Source organism: Ciceribacter azotifigens (genome assembly GCF_048159625.1).
Taxonomy (GTDB): domain Bacteria; phylum Pseudomonadota; class Alphaproteobacteria; order Rhizobiales; family Rhizobiaceae; genus Allorhizobium; species Allorhizobium azotifigens.
Genome location: NZ_JBLQTA010000001.1, coordinates 484,444 through 501,091, shown reverse-complemented (window position 1 = coordinate 501,091; position 16,648 = coordinate 484,444). Strand labels below are relative to the sequence as shown.

The window sequence follows — 16,648 nt, the reverse complement described above, 5'->3', positions numbered from 1 at the left end:
CAGACCATGGCGATACAGCCGCGCCCGACCATCCTCGTGCCCGGCCGTATCAATCCGAGGGTCACCGACAGGCTCGCAGAGCGTTTCGAGGTCCTGCGCGTGCCGCACGGGCCGGAACTGGAACTCGGCGAGACCGAAGCGGCACGCGTCCGCGGCGTCGCCGTTTCCGGTGCGTTGCCAGGGCGCTGGATTGCGCGGCTTCCCAATCTCCGGGTGATATCGAGCTTCGGCGTCGGCTATGACGCCGTCGATGTCGCGGCGGCAGTGGAGCGCGGGATTATCGTCACCAACACGCCGGACGTGTTGAATGACGAGGTTGCCGACACTGCCGTCGCACTGCTCATCAACACCGTCCGCCAGTTGCCGCAGGCGGAAACCTGGCTGCGCGAGGGTCGATGGGAACGTGAAGGGCCGTTTCCGCTTTCGCCGCTCTCGCTCAAGGGGCGGCATGTCGGCATTCACGGCCTCGGTCGCATCGGGCTCGAAATCGCGCGCAGGCTCGAACCCTTCAAGGTCAGGATCAGCTATCACACCCGCCGCCCGCGAGCCGACCTCGGATACGGTTATTTTCCGTCTTTGACGGCGCTTGCCGGGGCTGTCGACACGCTGATCTCGATCGTTCCGAAGACGCCGGAAACCTTCAAGGCGATTAATGCGGAAGTGCTCTCGGCTCTCGGCCCGAACGGCGTCCTGATCAATGTCGGCCGCGGGTGGACGGTCGATGAGGAGGCGTTGATCGAAGCCCTTCGTGACGGTGCCATCGCCGGCGCCGGGCTCGACGTCTTTCAGGACGAACCGCGCGTGCCGGAGGAACTGCTCACCTTCCCGAATGTCTCGCTGTTGCCGCATGTCGCGTCTGCCTCGGTGCCGACGCGCAACGCCATGGCGGATCTGGTGGTCGATAACCTGATTGCCTGGTTCGAGACCGGCCGGGTTCTGACGCCGGTGCCGGAGACGCCGCAGAAGCCCGTGAAGTAGCGGCCTCTACCGCCTCACGCGGTGAGCGCCCGCGCACTCGCATAGGTGCGCACGGCCTCTCCGAAGGCCTCGAAGAGGGCGCGGGAGGGCCGGTCGGTTTCGGCCCAGTATTCCGGATGCCATTGCACGCCGACGGCAAATCCTCGGGCGCCGATCACGGAAACGGCCTCGATCGTTCCGTCTTCCGCCACGGCTTCCACCTGCAGCCCGGGCGCAGTCTTCGAGATTGCCTGGCGATGCAGCGAGTTGACCTTGACCTTGCCGGCGCCGAGATAGCGGGCGATGCAGGAGCCCTCGGCGACGATCACGTCCTGGCGGATCGAGAAGGCGACGTCGCGTTCGACGTCGGCCGGCTTTCGGTGGTCCCATATGCCGGGCTGCTCGTGGATCTCGGTCGCGAGCGTGCCGCCGAGCGCCACGTTGAGCTCCTGGATGCCGCGACAGATCGCCAGAAGCGGAATGCCGCGCTCGAGTGCCCGGCGAATGAGGGGCAGTGTCGTCGCATCGCGTGCCGGGTCGAAGGGGCCGTCACTCTCCTTTGCCTCGGCGCCATAGAGCGAGGGATGCACGTTCGTCGCGGAGCCGGAGACGAGCAGGCCGTCCACACGGTCGAGCAATGCGTCCGTGTCGTTACCCTCCTCGAAGGCCGGAATGATGAACGACATCACGTCGGCGACCTTCAGTGCCGCGCGGACATACTGGTTCTGCGCCGCATGCCACACGGTGCCGTCGAACTCCCGGATGTCGGCGGGAATGGCGATAATCGGCTTCGGCATCATGGTCTCCGTAAGATGCGGCGGGATGTGCGAGTTCTGCCGTGCTCGGGCGAGGGAAGTCAATAGTCTTTCCACCGTCGCCGCGAGGCAGGAACCCGGCAAAAAAGGCGGGTGGACGCAGGAAATGCCAGCATTTCCGAGGTCGCGTGAAATTGTTCGAACAGGCAATCGTTATAGGCCGAAAGAATATTGCCCAAGCGCTTGAAAGGGTTCACCCAAAATGGTTATCTCGCGGGGACTGCTGCTGGACAGGTAGGGGAGCTTTCCTGTCGGGGCAGATCTAAAGGGAGGTTTTACTTTTATGGATCGTCGTTCATTCATCAAAAAGGCCGGGGCCACGGGTGCGGGTGTTGCCGCTTCTACCGTCCTGGCCGCACCGGCCATCGCTCAGGAAAATCCAAAGATCACATGGCGCCTGACATCTTCTTTCCCCAAGTCGCTCGACACCATTTACGGTGGTGCAACTGATATCGCCGAACGCGTTGCTGCGGCAACCGATGGCAATTTCCAGATCCAGGTCTTCGCCGCGGGCGAAATCGTTCCCGGTCTGCAGGCCGTTGACGCCGTTGCCGCCGGCACCGTCGAAGCCGCGCATACCACGTCCTATTACTTCTGGGGCAAGGAACCGACCTTCGCCTTCGGTACCGCCATTCCCTTCGGTCTCAACGCGCGCATGTCCAACGCCTGGTTCTACCAGGGCAACGGCAACACGCTGATGAACGAGTTCTATGCGACCCAGGGCCTCTACGGTCTTCCGGCGGGCAACACGGGCGTCCAGATGGGCGGCTGGTTCCGCAAGGAAATCAATACCGTCGATGACCTCAAGGGCCTGAAGATGCGCATCGCCGGCCTCGCCGGTAAGGTGCTGGAAAAGGTCGGCGTCGTACCGCAGCAGCTCGCCGGCGGCGACATCTATCCGGCGCTCGAAAAGGGCACGATCGACGCGGCCGAATTCGTCGGTCCCTACGACGATGCCAAGCTCGGCTTCCACAAGGTCGCCAAGTACTACTACTACCCGGGCTTCTGGGAAGCCGGCCCGGTCGTCCATGGCTTCTTCAACCTGGAGAAGTTCAACAGCCTGCCGAAGAACTACCAGGCGGTGCTCCAGGATGCCTGCGCATTCGCCAACACCAACATGATGGCGAAGTACGACGTCAAGAACCCGCATGCGTTGAAACAGCTTGTATCCGAAGGCACGGTGCTTCGTCCGTTCAGTCAGGAGATCATGGAAGCCTGCTACCAGGCCGCCATCGAGATCTATGCCGAGCTCAGCGCTCAGAGCCCGCACTTCAAGAAGGTCTATGAAGACCAACTGGCGTTCAAGAAGGATGCCTATCTCTGGGCTCAGCTCGGCGAATACACCTTCGACACGTTCATGATGATCCAGCAGCGCGCCGGCAAGCTCTAAGCTTCGGTCCGCACGGTCACAGGTCCGAGCCCCGGGAGCGATCCCGGGGCTCTTCTTTTTCGCGACATGTGCAAAGGGAAGGCGCAGAAAGAGAAACGGCGCCGCTTGGGCGCCGTTGCTCGTTCGTTTACTTGATGACCGGCGGCTGACTCAGGTCCATGTTGGGGCTGCCGGCGCCGGGTGCGGGAGCCGGCGCGGGTGCCGGCTGCTCGCCGCCGAGATTGAGCGGCGGCAGGCCCAGGTTCGGAGTGTCGGTTCCGCCGTCCTGGCCGAGGGGAGGCAGCGACATGCCCCCGCCCTGGCCGAAGCCTGGAACCTCGATCTTGACGTCGTCCGGGTTGATCGCCTCCACACCCGCCTTGTAGCGCATGACGAGGCTCGGGAAGGCGATGACCACCATGATCATCACGAACTGGATCACGATATACGGCAGCACACCCTTGTAGATATCCAGCGTCTTCATGCCGTCCATCATCTTGCCCGTCACCTCATCCTTCCAGCGTCCGGCGGGAGCGATGGAGCGCAGGTAGAAGAGAGAGAAGCCGAAGGGTGGCGTGAGGAACGACGTCTGCAGGTTGATGCCGAGGATCACGCCGAACCAGACGAGGTCGATGCCGAGCTTCTCCGCGACCGGCGCCAGGAGCGGTACCATGATGAAGGCGATCTCGAAGAAGTCGATGAAGCAGCCAAGAATGAAGACGATGATCGTGACCACGATCAGGAAGCCGTACTCGCCGCCCGGGAGCGCCGTCAGCAGATCCTCGATCCAGACATTGCCGTTGATGCCGTAGAAGGTAAGGCCGAAGACGCGGGCGCCGATGAGGATCATCATGACGAAGGCCGAGAGCTTCGTCGTCGCATCGAGGGAGTGCTTGAGCGTCGCAAGCGAGAGGCGTCCCTTGAGGGCGGCCATGATCAGCGCGCCGGTGGCGCCCATGGCGCCGCCTTCCGTTGGCGTCGCGATCCCGAGAAAGATCGTGCCGAGCACAAGGAAGATCAGCGCCAGCGGCGGGATCAACACGATGATGACCTGCTGTGCGAGCCGGGAGATGATGTTGAGACTGAACTGCCGGTTGGCGAGGGCGACGAGATAGACGGCAACCACGCCGAAGGCGAGGGCGGAAACGACCCGCCATTCGGGACTGGCGATACCGGTGAACAGGTATTTGTGCCCGACGAAGTAAAGTGCAGCCGCCGCAGCCATCATGGCGAGCAGCGAGGTGACACCGCCGCCGAGGGTGCGGGCTTCGAGCGGCAGAGCGGGAGCCCATTGCGGCCGGACGAGCGAGACCACGAAGATGTAGGCGCAGTAGACTGCGACGATCAGGATCGCCGGATAGAGGGCGCCGACATACATGTCGCCGACGGAGCGGCCGAGCTGGTCGGCCATGACGATCAGGACCAGTGACGGGGGGACGATCTGCGCGAGCGTGCCCGAAGCCGCGATCGTGCCGGCGACCAGCGGGCGGTTGTAGTTGTATCGCAGCATGATCGGAAGGGAGATCAGGCCCATTGCCATGACCGAGGCGGCGACGACGCCGGTCGTGGCGCCGAGCAGCGCGCCGACCAGGATGACCGCGTAGGCGAGACCGCCGCGGATCGGTCCGAACAGCTGTCCGATGGTGTCGAGCAGGTCCTCCGCCATCCGTGATCGTTCGAGGATCAGACCCATGAAGGTGAAGAACGGAATGGCGAGCAGCGTGTCGTTGTACATCACGCCGTAGATGCGGTCCGGGTGAGACTGCAGGAGAGGCCAGAACAGCCTGATTTCGGGGGAGATGGCAGAAAGTTCGACGCCGAGGGCGAAGTAGATCAGGCCGCCGGCAGCGAGGGTGAAGGCCACGGGATAGCCGAGCAGCAGCATCAGCATCACCGTGGTGAACATGATCGGGGCGAGATTGTGGGCGATGAAATCGATCATGTCAGTGTCCCGTCACTTCCTGGCTGTCTTCGGACTCTTCCTTGAGATAGCCGAACACGATCGCCGCGCGCTTGATGATCTCCGACACCGCCTGGGCACTCAGAAGGAGGAAGCCGACGAGGATGGCGGCTTTCGCCGGCCAGACGATCAGACCGCCTGCACTCGATGAGATTTCTCCGATCCGGTAGGAATTCCAGAACCACGGCCAGGCGAGCCAGGTCATCAGGAAGGAGAAGGGAACGAGGAAGACGATATGCAGGATCAGGTCGATCCAGTTGCGGGTCCGGCGACTCCAGCCGCTGGAAACGATGTCGATGCGGATGTGCTCGTTCTTGAGCAGCGCGTAAGCCGCCGCGAGCATGAACACCGTGCCGTATAGATACCACTGCAATTCGAGCCAGGCGTTCGACGAGATGTCGAACATCTTGCGGACGATTGCGTTACCCGCGCTGATGAGGACGGCGGCAAGCAACAGCCACGACACCCAGCGTCCGATTGCGCCGTTGATCGCATCGATCAAGCGGCTGATCGCCAATAGTAATGACATGTCGGTTCTTCTCCCTGAAACCTGTAATTTCCCATAGAACAAGGGTGGAGATGGCGCAACCGCACCATCGACTGGCTTTTGCGAAGGAGGGCTGGTGCCCGCCGGCGGAGCCGGCAACATGGCGCCGGGTACGCGACTCGCCTGCAACCGCAGCTGGGTCGACGCCTTCGCCCGGTCCGGACATTGATAGGCGTCAAACGGCTGGGAACGCTGGCGATCTATACAGTTTCGGGCCGATATGGCACAGTCGGCGATGTAGATCATGAAATTCGGTAATTAATTAGCGATTATTGATGTATTGCGGCCGCAGTTCGCGGTTCCGTTTTGAAACTAGACTAAAGGCTAAAGCGTTTTTGGCGAAATTTGAGGGGCCGCCGTGGATTGGCGACCTTTTTGCCGGGGCGCACCGGACGTCGCGTCCGGCTGAACCGTTACCGGGGCGAGGGCCGGCGGGCATGGGACTGCGGAGATTCGTTCATACTTGCGCAATCAAATCTTAATTTCTTCTTTATACCGTGCCCGTCGCGGAGGAGGCTCCCTGGATGAAGGCTCGAAGTGCAGCTGTGCCGACGGACGTCTACCTGTCCTTCGTCGCGTCCCTGTTCGGCAACCGCCAGACGCTCTTCGTCGGGATGGGCGCCCACATCCTCACCTATCTGGCCGTCTACCATAAGACGCGGGACTTCTTCTATATCGGCCTGTCGATCGCCTTCCTCGTCGTTTTCGCGCATCGGATCCGGCTTTTCGTCCGCTTCAGCAAGGCCGACAAGACGTTATGGAGCCGCCAGGAGATCGCCCGCTGGGAGCTTCGCTACGTCATCGGAGCGGCGTCGACGGCGGCGATCCTCGGTATCGGCTGCGGATACGCCATCCTTTTTTTCAACGATACCTTCGTGGAGCTGGCCTGCGTCGCCGTCACTATGGCTTCCATGGTTTCTGTGGTGGGGCGCAACTACGGATCGCGGCTGGCCGTCAGCCTGCAGACCATGGCCGCCTGCCTGCCGATCATCGTCGGCGCGATGTTCTCCGGCGACCCCTACAAGCTGCTGCTGTCGATCATGCTGATCCCGTTCATGCTCACGACCCAGTCCATGGCGACCGGCGTGCGGGAGTTCCTCTACGAGAACGTGGTCGCCTCCCAGGAGATGAAGAAGATCGCCGGCAGTTTCGACACGGCGCTCAACAACATGACGCACGGGCTCCTGATGCTCGATCCCGACAACCGGATCGAGGTCATCAACCGCAAGGCTTGTGAACTCCTTCACCTCGGAGACCGCAACCAACTCAAGAACTGCGACCTCGACGTCGTTCTGCGCTACGGCACGCGCCACGCCTTCATCGACGGCTCGATGCCGGCGTTGATCCAGAAGCAGCTCTCCCAGTTGACGGACGGGACGATCTCCCGCGCCGTCATGCAGTTTTCCGAGGACATGATCCTCGAGTTTTCCGCGACCCGCCGGCCGGAAGGCGGCGTGGTGCTGATCTTCGAGGACGTCACCGCTAGGGTGCGTGCCGACCGGAAGATCCTGCATATGGTCCGTTTCGACGCCCTGACGGGCCTGCCCCATCGCAGCTACTTTTCCGAACTGGTGAAGGACGAACTCGCCAGACGCCGGGAGTCGGGCGAGGTGGGCTTCCTGGTTCTCGATGTCGCGGATCTCAAGCACGTCAACGACATGCGCGGGCACCTTGCCGGAGACCGGCTGCTGGTGGCGATCGCAGGCCGGCTCCGGGCGCTCGCCGGTCGCGAGGCGCTGGTCGGCCATCTCGTCGGGGATCATTTTGCCCTGTTCTTCCCGAATGTGGCGCGAGACGCCGACCTGGAATCGAGGATGCGGGACCTCCACGCGGCGGCAAGTGCCGACTACGAGGTCGAGGGAACGATGACTCCGGTTTCGTTCAGCGCCGGCGCGGTGATCGTGGACAGCGCCGACCTGCGCATGGAGGAGTGGCAGATCAAGGCCGATCTGGCGCTCTACGAGTCGAAATCCCGTGGCAGGGGCGTGTTCACCGTCTTCGCGCAGGAGATGGACGCCCGCTACGTCGAGAGGCAGCGGTTGAAGACGGACCTCGCCGCGGCGGTGGCTGCCGGCTCGCTCGATGTCGTCTACCAGCCCATGTACAGGCTCGACGGTTCGAGCCTCGACTGTTGCGAGGCGCTGTCACGCTGGACCCATCCGGAACGCGGAGCGATCCCGCCCGACGTGTTCATCCATATCGCCGAGGAGATGGGCATCGTCTCCGAGATCACCCGCTTCATGATCACGCGGGCATGTCGCGATTGCACGACATGGCCGGAGCATGTCAGCGTCTCGGTCAATCTCTCCGAGCACGACCTGCGCAACGACGCGATCATCCAGGTGGTCATGGATGCGGTGAAGGAGACCGGTCTTGCGCCCGCGAGACTTCATCTCGAGGTCACCGAGGGAAGTCTCGTCGAGGAAGTCGCCAATGTGCGCCTCATTCTGGAGCAGTTGCGCGCGCAGGGAATCACCATCGCGATCGACGACTTCGGCACCGGCTTCTCGAGCCTCAGCTATCTCGACACGCTGCCGGTCGACATCGTGAAGATCGACCGCTCCTTCGTCCGCGACATCTCCGAGGACGCCCGCCGCTTCCGGCTGCTTCGCGGCATCGTGACGATGTCGCGCCAGCTCGACCTCCAAATCGTCATCGAAGGAGTCGAGACGGAGGATCAGCTCGCGCTGTTGCGGAAGTATGAATGCGCCGACCTGATCCAGGGCTATGTCTATTCGGTGCCCGTCGCCTCCGAGACCATCGGCCTGCTGGCGGAGAGAGCGGAGACGAGTGCCAAGATGGCACGGACCGCCGGTTCCGCCTGACGCCGACAAGTAAGTACTTAAGTGCAATCCAGTATAATTTTAGGGGTTTTCGAGTCAGATTGCGTCGCATGATACGCTCTTCGGCCCTCTATTAACCATAAATCTCGTTAAAATGCACGCCATTCCGCCGATGAGACTGTGAAAGTTGCCGGCGACTGCTATTCTTTGGTTAATGAAGCGTTAACCGAGAGTTTTTCAGATGAATGTACATGTTTCCGTCGAGGAAAGTTTTGCCGGACGACTTATCCAGCTTCTCGACCACGTCGAATACCGGCGGATCGAATGCGCGGAGGATTTCAGGGATATCGAACGGCTGCGCTATCGCGCCTACAAGGCGGCCGATGTCCTGCCAGTCGGCGGCGCAAGGCTGCTGGACGACATCGACTTCGACGACCACGCCTACGTCTTCGGCGTGTACTACTTCGAGGAACTGGTAAGCACGATCCGGCTGCACTACGTCACGCCCGACCATCCGGTGTGCCAGTCCTCCGGCGTGTTCCCGGATGCGATCGACGACTTCCTCGATGCGGGACTGACGCTCATCGATCCCGCGCGGTTCGCTGCCGATCCGCAGGTGGCCGCGGAACTCCCGGTCATCCCCTACATCACGCTGCGTCCGAGCATCGTCGCCGCCGCCTATTTCAAGGCCGACCGGGTGCTGCAGCACGTGCGTCCCGCGCATTCGGCCTTCTACAGGCGCGTGTTCTACGCGGACACCATCATCGAGCGACGCATGACGGAGATCTACGGCCTCGAGCTGAACCTGCTCGCGACCGACACCCACAAGACGGGTGCGAAGCTGCTCCAGCGCTACCCCTTCTTCGATTCCGGGGAGCACGAGCGCCGCCTGATGTTCGGTCGGCACGGCGAGGCGCGGTTGCCGTCGCTTACCATCCGCCCGTCCGCGCGGCTCGTGGCGGAGGGTCAGATCCAGGGAGCCGTCAACGGCATTCATTTTTGACCGGAACGCCAGTTGCGAGCCGATTGCACTTCCCACGCGCTTGGTATAAGTCGGACGAAAGGGAAGAGCGATGGATTGCCGCCTCGGGAACCGAGTTTCCGGCCGACAGTTTCATCGATCAGCAATCGCGGCCGCCTCAAGGGGAGACAGATCATGAGCGAACACCACACCGGACCCGTCGAAACCGGCGCATCGATGAACTATGCCGAGCATGAGAAGACCTATGATCTCTTCATCGCCGGTGCGAAATACGGCACGGTCGTTCTCGCTGCCCTGATGATCGCGATGGCGGCCGGCTTCTTCACTGCCGGCGGCTTCCTCGGCGGGCTGGTCCTTTTCGTCGTTCTTACGATCGCCGGCATCTACCTGCTGCGCTGATACCGGACCGGCTGCAGTCACAGCTTTCGAGGCCCCGCTCCGGCGGGGCCTTTTCTTTTCGAGGAGCACGATCGTACCGGCCGGCATGGCGACGCTGTCGAACCTGCCGGTGGATGGCTCACTCTATGACCGAGAATGGGGAAGGGGCACACAGGCCCCGATTGCTCAGCTCGATGCGCCGCGCGTGCGGGCGAGGCCGTCGGCGGCCGGCTTGTACTTCGGATCGAGCGCCAGCGCGTGTGCGAAGGACTTGGCCGCGCGAGCCTTGTCGCCCCGCCGCTCGTAGACCAGCGCCTGGTTGGCCCAGGATTCGGCAACCTTCGGGTTGAGCTCGATGGCGTGGTTGAAGTCGGCGAACGCGTTGTCGTCGTTGTTCAGCGCCAGATAGGAGATGCCACGGCCGTTGTGCGGCTCGGGTGAGCTCGGCGACAGCGAGATGGCCTTCGAGAAGTCGTCGATCGCCTTGTCGTGCTGATTGCGCAGTTGGTAGATCAGCCCGCGGTTGTGATAGGCCCGCCCGTCGGTGGTGTCGAGTTCGATGGCCCGGTTGAAATCGCTGAAGGCCTCGTCGATTCGGCCCGCCTGCCGGTAGATGTTGCCGCGGCCGATATAGGCGACGTCGTAGCTCGGGTTGATGCGCAGCGCGGCGCTGTAGTCGTTCGCCGCTTCCACCGGCTTGCCCATGTTGCGCAGCACGAGCGCGCGGTTGGCATAGGCCTGGTAGAAATTCGGGTTGAGCTTGAGCGCGGTGTTGAAGTCGTCGACGGCCCTGCGGAATTCACCGGCGCGGCCATAGGCGGAGCCGCGGACGTTATAGCCTTCCGGATCCTGCGGATTGGCCGCGATCACGGCGGAGAGCGAGGCGATGTTCTCTTCCGACCCCTGTGCCCGGTCGATTCGGATCATGTCGCTCGTCGTCGACGTCGACTGACAGCCAGAAAGCCCGAGGGCTGCAATCACCGCCGCTGTTCCGAGCATGAAACCGACGCGCGCAGGGCGGCGCTCCTCGACCTTGTGTGCCAGGGCATGAGGGGAAACAGAAGTGACGACCATTTTCCGGTATGCTTTCCGTAACGAGGGCAGGTGTTTGACTTCACAAATGTAAAGAGCGGTGGCGACCCGTCGCCCCCGCCCTTAGAACATCGGAAAACGTCGAAAAAACGACGGATCAGCGGCCCGGACGACCGGCGGAGATCAGGCCTTCGCGCTGCATGCGCTTGCGGGCCAGCTTGCGGACGCGGCGAACGGCTTCGGCCTTCTCGCGAGCGCGCTTCTGCGACGGCTTTTCATAATAGTCGCGCATCTTCATTTCACGGAAGATACCCTCGCGCTGCATCTTCTTCTTCAGAGCGCGAAGCGCTTGGTCAACATTGTTGTCGCGGACTAGTACCTGCACGTTTATCCCGTTCCTTTGGTTTAGAGTTGTGGTCTCGCCGGAGCAGATCGCCGGCGAAAAATCTATCGCTTCGTGAGGCGGAGGCCTGACGATTTGGCGGTCGAATAGCAGATCGGGCTTGGAAAGTCCAGACTGGGAAGATGCGGCGGGCAGAAAAATCCCGCGAAACGCCGTCTTGTCGGCCCATGTCAAAAGCCGGACGGCAATGCGTCGCAAAAGGGCGCTCGCAAGGCATATTGATTTGCGACTTGTAAGGCCCTACCCAATTGCCTGAACCACAGGAGTTTGAGGCGAAATGCGCAAGTATTCGGTTTTTGCCGTGGCACGCGAGGCGCTGCGCGGTCACAAGGGCTGGGACGCCCAGTGGACCTCTCCGGAGCCCCGGTCGTCCTATGATGTGATCATCATCGGCGGCGGCGGTCATGGCTTGGGCGCGGCCTATTATCTCGCCAAGGAGCATGGAATCACCAATGTCGCCGTGCTCGAGCGCGGCTGGATCGGTGGCGGCAATACCGGGCGCAATACCACGATCATCCGGTCCAACTATCTCTATGAAGAGAGCATGGACATCTACGAGCATTCGCTGAAGCTCTGGGAAGGGCTGAGCCAGGATCTCAACTACAACGTCATGTACTCGCCACGCGGCGTGATGATGCTGTCGCACAACATCCACGACATGCAGTCGTTCAAGCGCCATGTGCATGCCAACACGCTCTACGGCATCGACAACGAGTGGCTGACGCCAGAGCAGGCCAAGGCCTTCGTTCCGGTTCTCGATATTTCGAAGACCGCCCGTTACCCGATCAACGGCGCGGCCTTGCAGCGGCGTGGGGGTACGGCCCGTCACGACGCCGTCGCCTGGGGCTTCGCACGTGCGGCATCCGACCGCGGCGTCCACATCATCCAGAACTGCGAAGTGACCGGCATCCGGCGTGGCCCGAACGGTGAGGTGACGGGGGTCGATACGAGCCGCGGCTTCATCGGTGCCAAGAAGATCGGCGTTTCCGCCGCCGGCCATTCCTCGGTCGTCATGGCGATGGCCGGAATCAAGCTTCCGGTCCATTCGACGCCGCTGCAGGCGCTCGTTTCAGAGCCGATGAAGCCGATTTTCCCCTGCGTCGTCATGTCGAACACGGTGCATGCCTATATCTCGCAGTCGGACAAGGGCGAGTTCGTGATCGGTGCCGGCACCGACCAGTACAACTCCTACTCCCAGACCGGCGGCCTGCAGATCATCACCCATACGCTCGATGCGATCTGCGAGCTCTTCCCGATGTTCCGCCGGGTCAAGATGATGCGCCAGTGGGGCGGCATCACCGACAACACCGCCGACCGTTCGCCGATCCAGAGCGTGACGCCGGTGCCGAACCTCTTCGTCAACGCCGGCTGGGGAACGGGCGGCTTCAAGGCGACGCCGGGTTCGGCCAATCTCTTCGCGCATCTGATCGCGCGGGGCGAGCCGCACCGTCTCGCCGCCGGCCTGACGCTCGACCGGTTCCGCACCGGTCGCCTGATCGACGAGGCGGCCGCCGCTGCCGTGGCGCACTGATATCGAGGACCGCTCATCATGCTGCTGATCAAATGCCCCCATTGTGAAGAAGAGCGCTCCGAGCTCGAATTCCGCGGCGCCGGCGAGGCCCACATCGTGCGCCCCGCCAACATCGCCGAAATCTCCGACGAGGAATTCGCCGACTATTTCTTCCTGCGCGACAACCCGAAGGGCCTCATCTTCGAACGCTGGCGCCACATCCATGGATGCGGCCGCTTCTTCAACGCGGTGCGCGATACCGTGAGCGACAAGTTCCTCATGACCTACAAGGCCGGCGAACCGAAGCCCGACGTCGCCGCCGTTCTCAACAGCCAAGACAAGGGAGCTGCCAAATGAGCGGCGCCAACCGTATTCCCGGAAAGGGCCGACTCACGCCGGCCAGAACCGCGCGCTTCACCATCGACGGCCGAAGCTTGACGGCGATCGAAGGCGACACCGTCGCCTCGGCGATGCTCGCCAACGGCATGCATCTCGCCGGCCGTTCCTTCAAGTACCACCGTCCGCGCGGCATCCTGACCGCCGGCCCGGAAGAGCCGAACGCGCTGCTCGACGTCAGCCGCGACGCGGCACGCCGCCAGCCGAACGTGCGTGCGACGGTGCAGGAAGTCTTCGACGGCATGAAGATCGGCACGCAGAACCGCTGGCCGAGCCTCGCCTTCGACATCGGCGAGATCAACGACTTCGCCTCGCCGTTCTTCGCCGCCGGCTTCTACTACAAGACGTTCATGTGGCCGAAGAGCTTCTGGCATTCGGTCTACGAGCCCTTTATCCGCCGTGCCGCCGGTCTCGGCGTCGCGCCGAAGGAGGCCGATCCGGATCACTATTCCAACCGTTACGCCCACTGCGACGTCCTCGTGGTCGGTGGCGGCGTGGCCGGTCTCGCGGCCGCCCTCTCGGCGGCTGAAGCCGGCGCCAAGGTGATCGTCTGCGACGAGCAGTCGGAAGTCGGCGGTGCTTTCCACTACGACACCTCGGCAACCGTTGACGGCCAGAACGGCTACGACTGGGCGCAGTCCGTCGCGGCGAAGCTCGCCTCGATGCCGAACGTGCGCCTTCTCACCCGCACCACCGCCTTCGGTTATTACAATCACAATTTCGTGGCGCTCGCCGAGCGCGTGACCGACCACCTGGCAAAGCCCGCCAAGGGCCTGCCGCGCGAGCGACTGTGGCAGGTCCGCGCCAAGCGCGTCGTGCTCGCCACCGGCTCGATCGAGCGGCACATGGTGTTCGCCAACAACGACCGTCCGGGCATCATGCTGGCGGCTGCGGGGCGCACCTACTTGAACCACTTCGGCGTTGCCGTCGGTGCCAAGGTCGGCGTCTACACCGCCCATGATTCCGCCTACGAAGCCGCCTTCGACCTGAAGCGCGCCGGCGTTTCCGTCGTCGCGATCGTCGATTGCCGCGAAAAGCCCGGCGAAAAGGTGCTCGCGGAAGCCCGTTCGCTCGGCATCGACGTGCTGGTCGGCCATGGCGTGGTGGATACCGCCGGTCGTCTCCGGATCAAGTCGATGACCGTCCGTCGCAACGGTGGCGGTGCGTCGCGCAAGATCGAGGTCGATGCGCTTCTCGTCTCCGCCGGCTGGACGCCGTCGGTGCACCTGTTCTCGCAGTCTCGCGGCAAGCTGAGGTTCGACGCCGTGAACGACCGGTTCCTGCCGGATGTCTACGCGCAGGACTGCGTCTCGGTCGGCACCTGCAACGGCACCGACGACCTGCAGGCGATCCTCGACGAGGCATCCTCGGCCGGTGCGGCGATGGCTGCGGCGGCAGGTGCCGCCGGTGCTGCGCCGGTGCAGCTTTCCGGCAGCAACGCCTTCGACTGGACCGGCGGCATGATCGGCGCTGCGGAAGGGGCGGGGCCTGACACCACCGTCAAGGCCTTCATCGATTTCCAGCACGACGTCTGTGCCAAGGATATCCGCCTTGCGGTCCGCGAGGGCATGCACTCGATCGAGCACATCAAGCGCTTTACCACCAACGGCATGGCGTCCGACCAGGGCAAGCTTTCCAACATGCACGGCCTGGCGATCGCGGCCGAAATGCTCGGCAGGCCGATCCCGCAGGTGGGCCTCACGACCTTCCGTGCGCCCTACACGCCCGTGACCTTCGGCACGCTGATCAACCACTCGCGTGGCGATCTCTTCGATCCGACCCGCAAGACCCCGATGCATTTCTTCGAAGCGGCGCAGGGCGCCGAGTTCGAGGATGTCGGCAACTGGAAGCGCGCCTGGTACTACCCCCGGGCGGGCGAGGACATGCATCAGGCCGTCAGCCGCGAGTGCAAGACGGTTCGTGATGTCGCGGGTGTCTTCGATGCCTCCACCCTCGGCAAGATCGAGGTGGTCGGTCCGGATGCCGCGACCTTCCTCAACCTTCTCTACACGAATGCGTGGGACACGCTGAAGCCGGGCAAGGCCCGCTACGGCATCATGACCCGCGAGGACGGTTTCGTTTATGACGACGGCGTCGTCGGCCGCATCGCCGAGGATCGCTTCCACGTCACGACGACCACCGGCGGCGCGCCGCGCGTCCTCCAGCACATGGAGGACTACCTGCAAACGGAGTTCCCGAACCTGAAGGTCTGGCTCACCTCGACCACCGAACAGTGGGCGGTGATCGCGGTGCAGGGACCGAAGGCGCGTGACATCATCGCCCCGTTCGTCGAAGGCATCGACATCTCGAACGAGGCCTTCCCGCACATGAGCGTTGCCGAAGGCAAGTTCTGTGGCGTGCCGACCCGTCTCTTCCGCGTCTCCTTCACGGGCGAGCTCGGCTTCGAAATCAACGTGCCGGCGGATTACGGCGCTTCGGTCCTCGAGGCCGTGTGGAGCCGGGCGGAAAGCATGGGTGCGTGCCTCTACGGCACCGAGACCATGCACGTCCTGCGCGCCGAAAAGGGCTACATCATCGTCGGTCAGGACACCGACGGGACGCTCACCCCCGACGACGCCGGCCTCGCCTGGGCCGTCTCCAAAAAGAAGGCGGACTTCGTCGGCATACGTGGCCTGAAGCGCCCGGATCTCGTCAAGGAAGGCCGCAAGCAACTGGTCGGTCTTCTGACGAAGGACCCGAACACCGTGCTGGAGGAGGGTGCGCAGATCGTCGCCGATCCGAACCAGCCGAAGCCGATGACCATGCTCGGCCATGTCACCTCCTCCTACTGGTCGCCGAATGCCGGCCGGTCGATCGCGATCGCGATGGTGGCAGGCGGGCGCAGCCGCATGGGTGAAACGCTCTATGTCCCGATGGCCGACAAGACCATCGCCGTCGAGGTGACGGACATGGTGTTCTTTGACAAGGAAGGGGTACGCATCCATGGCTGATCTCATGGCGGCTTCTCGGAAATCGGTGCTGGAAGGCGCCCATGGCGGATCGACGGTCGTCCGGCTGACGCCGGCGGTTCCGGCGGAGCGCATCTCGCTGCGGGCGGGAGCGGATGCCGTGGCCGGCCTGTCGAAGGCACTCGGCGTCAAGCTCCCGGTCAAGCCGAAGACCTCGGCCTCGGCCAAGGGCCGCAGGGCCCTCTGGCTCGGGCCGGACGAATGGCTGGTGATCGATGAGCAGGGCGGCGACCTGATGGCCGCCTGTGCCGAGGCGGGCGTGGTGCATGCCGCAACCGACGTTTCCAACCGCAACACGGCGATCGTCGTCTCGGGGCCGGGCGCGGAAAACACGCTGAATGCCGGCTGCCCGCTCGACCTGTCTCTCGCGATTTTTCCGGTCGGGGCTGTCGCGCGCACGGTGCTCGGCAAGATCGAGATCGTGCTCTACCGCGTCGACGAGGAAACCTTCCGCGTCGAGTGCTGGCGGTCTTTTGCGGAATATGCGTTCGGGCTTCTTGCTGAAGCGGCGGAAGACGCTGCCGCTTGACGAAAACGGGGCAGGCCG

The 16,648-nt window shown here is 63.2% G+C and carries 14 protein-coding genes; 9 read left to right on the top strand and 5 right to left on the bottom strand.

Annotated features, from left to right (window positions below; translation table 11 throughout):
* Window positions 1–6: 6 nt before the first annotated feature.
* Entirely contained in the window at window positions 7–978 is a 972-nt protein-coding gene (locus tag ACM6UT_RS02465) for a 2-hydroxyacid dehydrogenase (protein ID WP_416795778.1), read from the top strand.
* 14 nt (window positions 979–992) lie between these two features.
* Here the strand turns inward: ACM6UT_RS02465 and ACM6UT_RS02460 are convergent, their stop codons facing one another.
* Complete coding sequence (locus ACM6UT_RS02460) at window positions 993–1,754, bottom strand: gamma-glutamyl-gamma-aminobutyrate hydrolase family protein (protein ID WP_416795777.1); 762 nt, start codon at window positions 1,752–1,754, stop codon at window positions 993–995.
* 301 nt (window positions 1,755–2,055) lie between these two features.
* On the opposite strand from ACM6UT_RS02460, the gene ACM6UT_RS02455 reads away from it, so the two are divergent.
* Window positions 2,056–3,162 carry a TRAP transporter substrate-binding protein gene (locus tag ACM6UT_RS02455; RefSeq protein ID WP_416795776.1) on the top strand — a complete coding sequence of 369 codons (1,107 nt, stop codon included), beginning with the start codon at window positions 2,056–2,058 and terminating at the stop codon, window positions 3,160–3,162.
* A gap of 127 nt (window positions 3,163–3,289) precedes the next feature.
* On the opposite strand, the gene ACM6UT_RS02450 is transcribed toward ACM6UT_RS02455, so the two are convergent.
* Both ACM6UT_RS02450 and ACM6UT_RS02445 read right to left on the bottom strand, forming a co-directional pair.
* A complete protein-coding gene (locus tag ACM6UT_RS02450) occupies window positions 3,290–5,083 on the bottom strand; it encodes a TRAP transporter large permease (protein ID WP_416795775.1) in 1,794 nt (597 codons plus the stop codon).
* A 1-nt stretch (window position 5,084) separates the two neighbouring features.
* The gene (locus ACM6UT_RS02445; protein WP_416795774.1) at window positions 5,085–5,630 is read right to left on the bottom strand and encodes a TRAP transporter small permease subunit; all 546 of its coding nucleotides are present in this window, start codon (window positions 5,628–5,630) and stop codon (window positions 5,085–5,087) included.
* 542 nt (window positions 5,631–6,172) lie between these two features.
* Between ACM6UT_RS02445 and ACM6UT_RS02440 the strand changes: the two genes are divergently transcribed.
* From ACM6UT_RS02440 to ACM6UT_RS02430, 3 genes are all read left to right on the top strand, one after another.
* The gene (locus ACM6UT_RS02440; protein ID WP_416795773.1) at window positions 6,173–8,473 is read left to right on the top strand and encodes an EAL domain-containing protein; all 2,301 of its coding nucleotides are present in this window, start codon (window positions 6,173–6,175) and stop codon (window positions 8,471–8,473) included.
* A 199-nt stretch (window positions 8,474–8,672) separates the two neighbouring features.
* Window positions 8,673–9,434, top strand: coding sequence for an N-acyl amino acid synthase FeeM domain-containing protein (locus tag ACM6UT_RS02435; protein ID WP_416795772.1), 762 nt, complete (start codon window positions 8,673–8,675; stop codon window positions 9,432–9,434).
* Between the two features lie 153 nt (window positions 9,435–9,587).
* Window positions 9,588–9,812, top strand: coding sequence for an aa3-type cytochrome c oxidase subunit IV (locus ACM6UT_RS02430; RefSeq protein WP_416795771.1), 225 nt, complete (start codon window positions 9,588–9,590; stop codon window positions 9,810–9,812).
* Window positions 9,813–9,977: 165 nt separating this feature from the next.
* Here ACM6UT_RS02430 and ACM6UT_RS02425 read toward each other — a convergent pair whose 3' ends face one another.
* Window positions 9,978–10,790, bottom strand: a complete 813-nt coding sequence (locus ACM6UT_RS02425) for a tetratricopeptide repeat protein (protein WP_416795869.1) — start codon at window positions 10,788–10,790, stop codon at window positions 9,978–9,980.
* A gap of 190 nt (window positions 10,791–10,980) precedes the next feature.
* Entirely contained in the window at window positions 10,981–11,208 is a 228-nt protein-coding gene (gene rpsU / locus ACM6UT_RS02420) for a 30S ribosomal protein S21 (protein ID WP_112689917.1), read from the bottom strand.
* Between the two features lie 295 nt (window positions 11,209–11,503).
* Between rpsU and ACM6UT_RS02415 the strand changes: the two genes are divergently transcribed.
* From ACM6UT_RS02415 to ACM6UT_RS02400, 4 genes are read left to right on the top strand one after another with little or no spacing between them, the layout of a single operon-like run.
* Window positions 11,504–12,757, top strand: coding sequence for a sarcosine oxidase subunit beta family protein (locus ACM6UT_RS02415; protein WP_416795770.1), 1,254 nt, complete (start codon window positions 11,504–11,506; stop codon window positions 12,755–12,757).
* Between the two features lie 18 nt (window positions 12,758–12,775).
* Entirely contained in the window at window positions 12,776–13,093 is a 318-nt protein-coding gene (locus ACM6UT_RS02410) for a sarcosine oxidase subunit delta (RefSeq protein ID WP_416795769.1), read from the top strand.
* Window positions 13,090–16,083 carry a sarcosine oxidase subunit alpha gene (locus ACM6UT_RS02405; RefSeq protein ID WP_416795768.1) on the top strand — a complete coding sequence of 998 codons (2,994 nt, stop codon included), beginning with the start codon at window positions 13,090–13,092 and terminating at the stop codon, window positions 16,081–16,083. Before ACM6UT_RS02410 ends, ACM6UT_RS02405 begins: the two co-directional genes overlap by 4 nt.
* Window positions 16,076–16,630, top strand: coding sequence for a sarcosine oxidase subunit gamma (locus ACM6UT_RS02400; RefSeq protein ID WP_416795767.1), 555 nt, complete (start codon window positions 16,076–16,078; stop codon window positions 16,628–16,630). Before ACM6UT_RS02405 ends, ACM6UT_RS02400 begins: the two co-directional genes overlap by 8 nt.
* Window positions 16,631–16,648: the final 18 nt, after the last annotated feature.

Excerpts from the sequence above, each read along its gene's own strand:
- ACM6UT_RS02455 (WP_416795776.1), top strand. The coding sequence starts at position 2,056 with ATGGATCGTCGTTCATTCATCAAAAAGGCCGGGGCCACGGGTGCGGGT.
- ACM6UT_RS02400 (WP_416795767.1), top strand. The coding sequence starts at position 16,076 with ATGGCTGATCTCATGGCGGCTTCTCGGAAATCGGTGCTGGAAGGCGCC.
- ACM6UT_RS02405 (WP_416795768.1), top strand. The coding sequence starts at position 13,090 with ATGAGCGGCGCCAACCGTATTCCCGGAAAGGGCCGACTCACGCCGGCC.
- ACM6UT_RS02430 (WP_416795771.1), top strand. The coding sequence starts at position 9,588 with ATGAGCGAACACCACACCGGACCCGTCGAAACCGGCGCATCGATGAAC.
- ACM6UT_RS02425 (WP_416795869.1), bottom strand. The coding sequence starts at position 10,790 with ATGCTCGGAACAGCGGCGGTGATTGCAGCCCTCGGGCTTTCTGGCTGT.
- ACM6UT_RS02435 (WP_416795772.1), top strand. The coding sequence starts at position 8,673 with ATGAATGTACATGTTTCCGTCGAGGAAAGTTTTGCCGGACGACTTATC.
- ACM6UT_RS02440 (WP_416795773.1), top strand. The coding sequence starts at position 6,173 with ATGAAGGCTCGAAGTGCAGCTGTGCCGACGGACGTCTACCTGTCCTTC.
- ACM6UT_RS02450 (WP_416795775.1), bottom strand. The coding sequence starts at position 5,083 with ATGATCGATTTCATCGCCCACAATCTCGCCCCGATCATGTTCACCACG.
- ACM6UT_RS02460 (WP_416795777.1), bottom strand. The coding sequence starts at position 1,754 with ATGCCGAAGCCGATTATCGCCATTCCCGCCGACATCCGGGAGTTCGAC.
- ACM6UT_RS02465 (WP_416795778.1), top strand. The coding sequence starts at position 7 with ATGGCGATACAGCCGCGCCCGACCATCCTCGTGCCCGGCCGTATCAAT.
- ACM6UT_RS02445 (WP_416795774.1), bottom strand. The coding sequence starts at position 5,630 with ATGTCATTACTATTGGCGATCAGCCGCTTGATCGATGCGATCAACGGC.
- ACM6UT_RS02410 (WP_416795769.1), top strand. The coding sequence starts at position 12,776 with ATGCTGCTGATCAAATGCCCCCATTGTGAAGAAGAGCGCTCCGAGCTC.
- ACM6UT_RS02415 (WP_416795770.1), top strand. The coding sequence starts at position 11,504 with ATGCGCAAGTATTCGGTTTTTGCCGTGGCACGCGAGGCGCTGCGCGGT.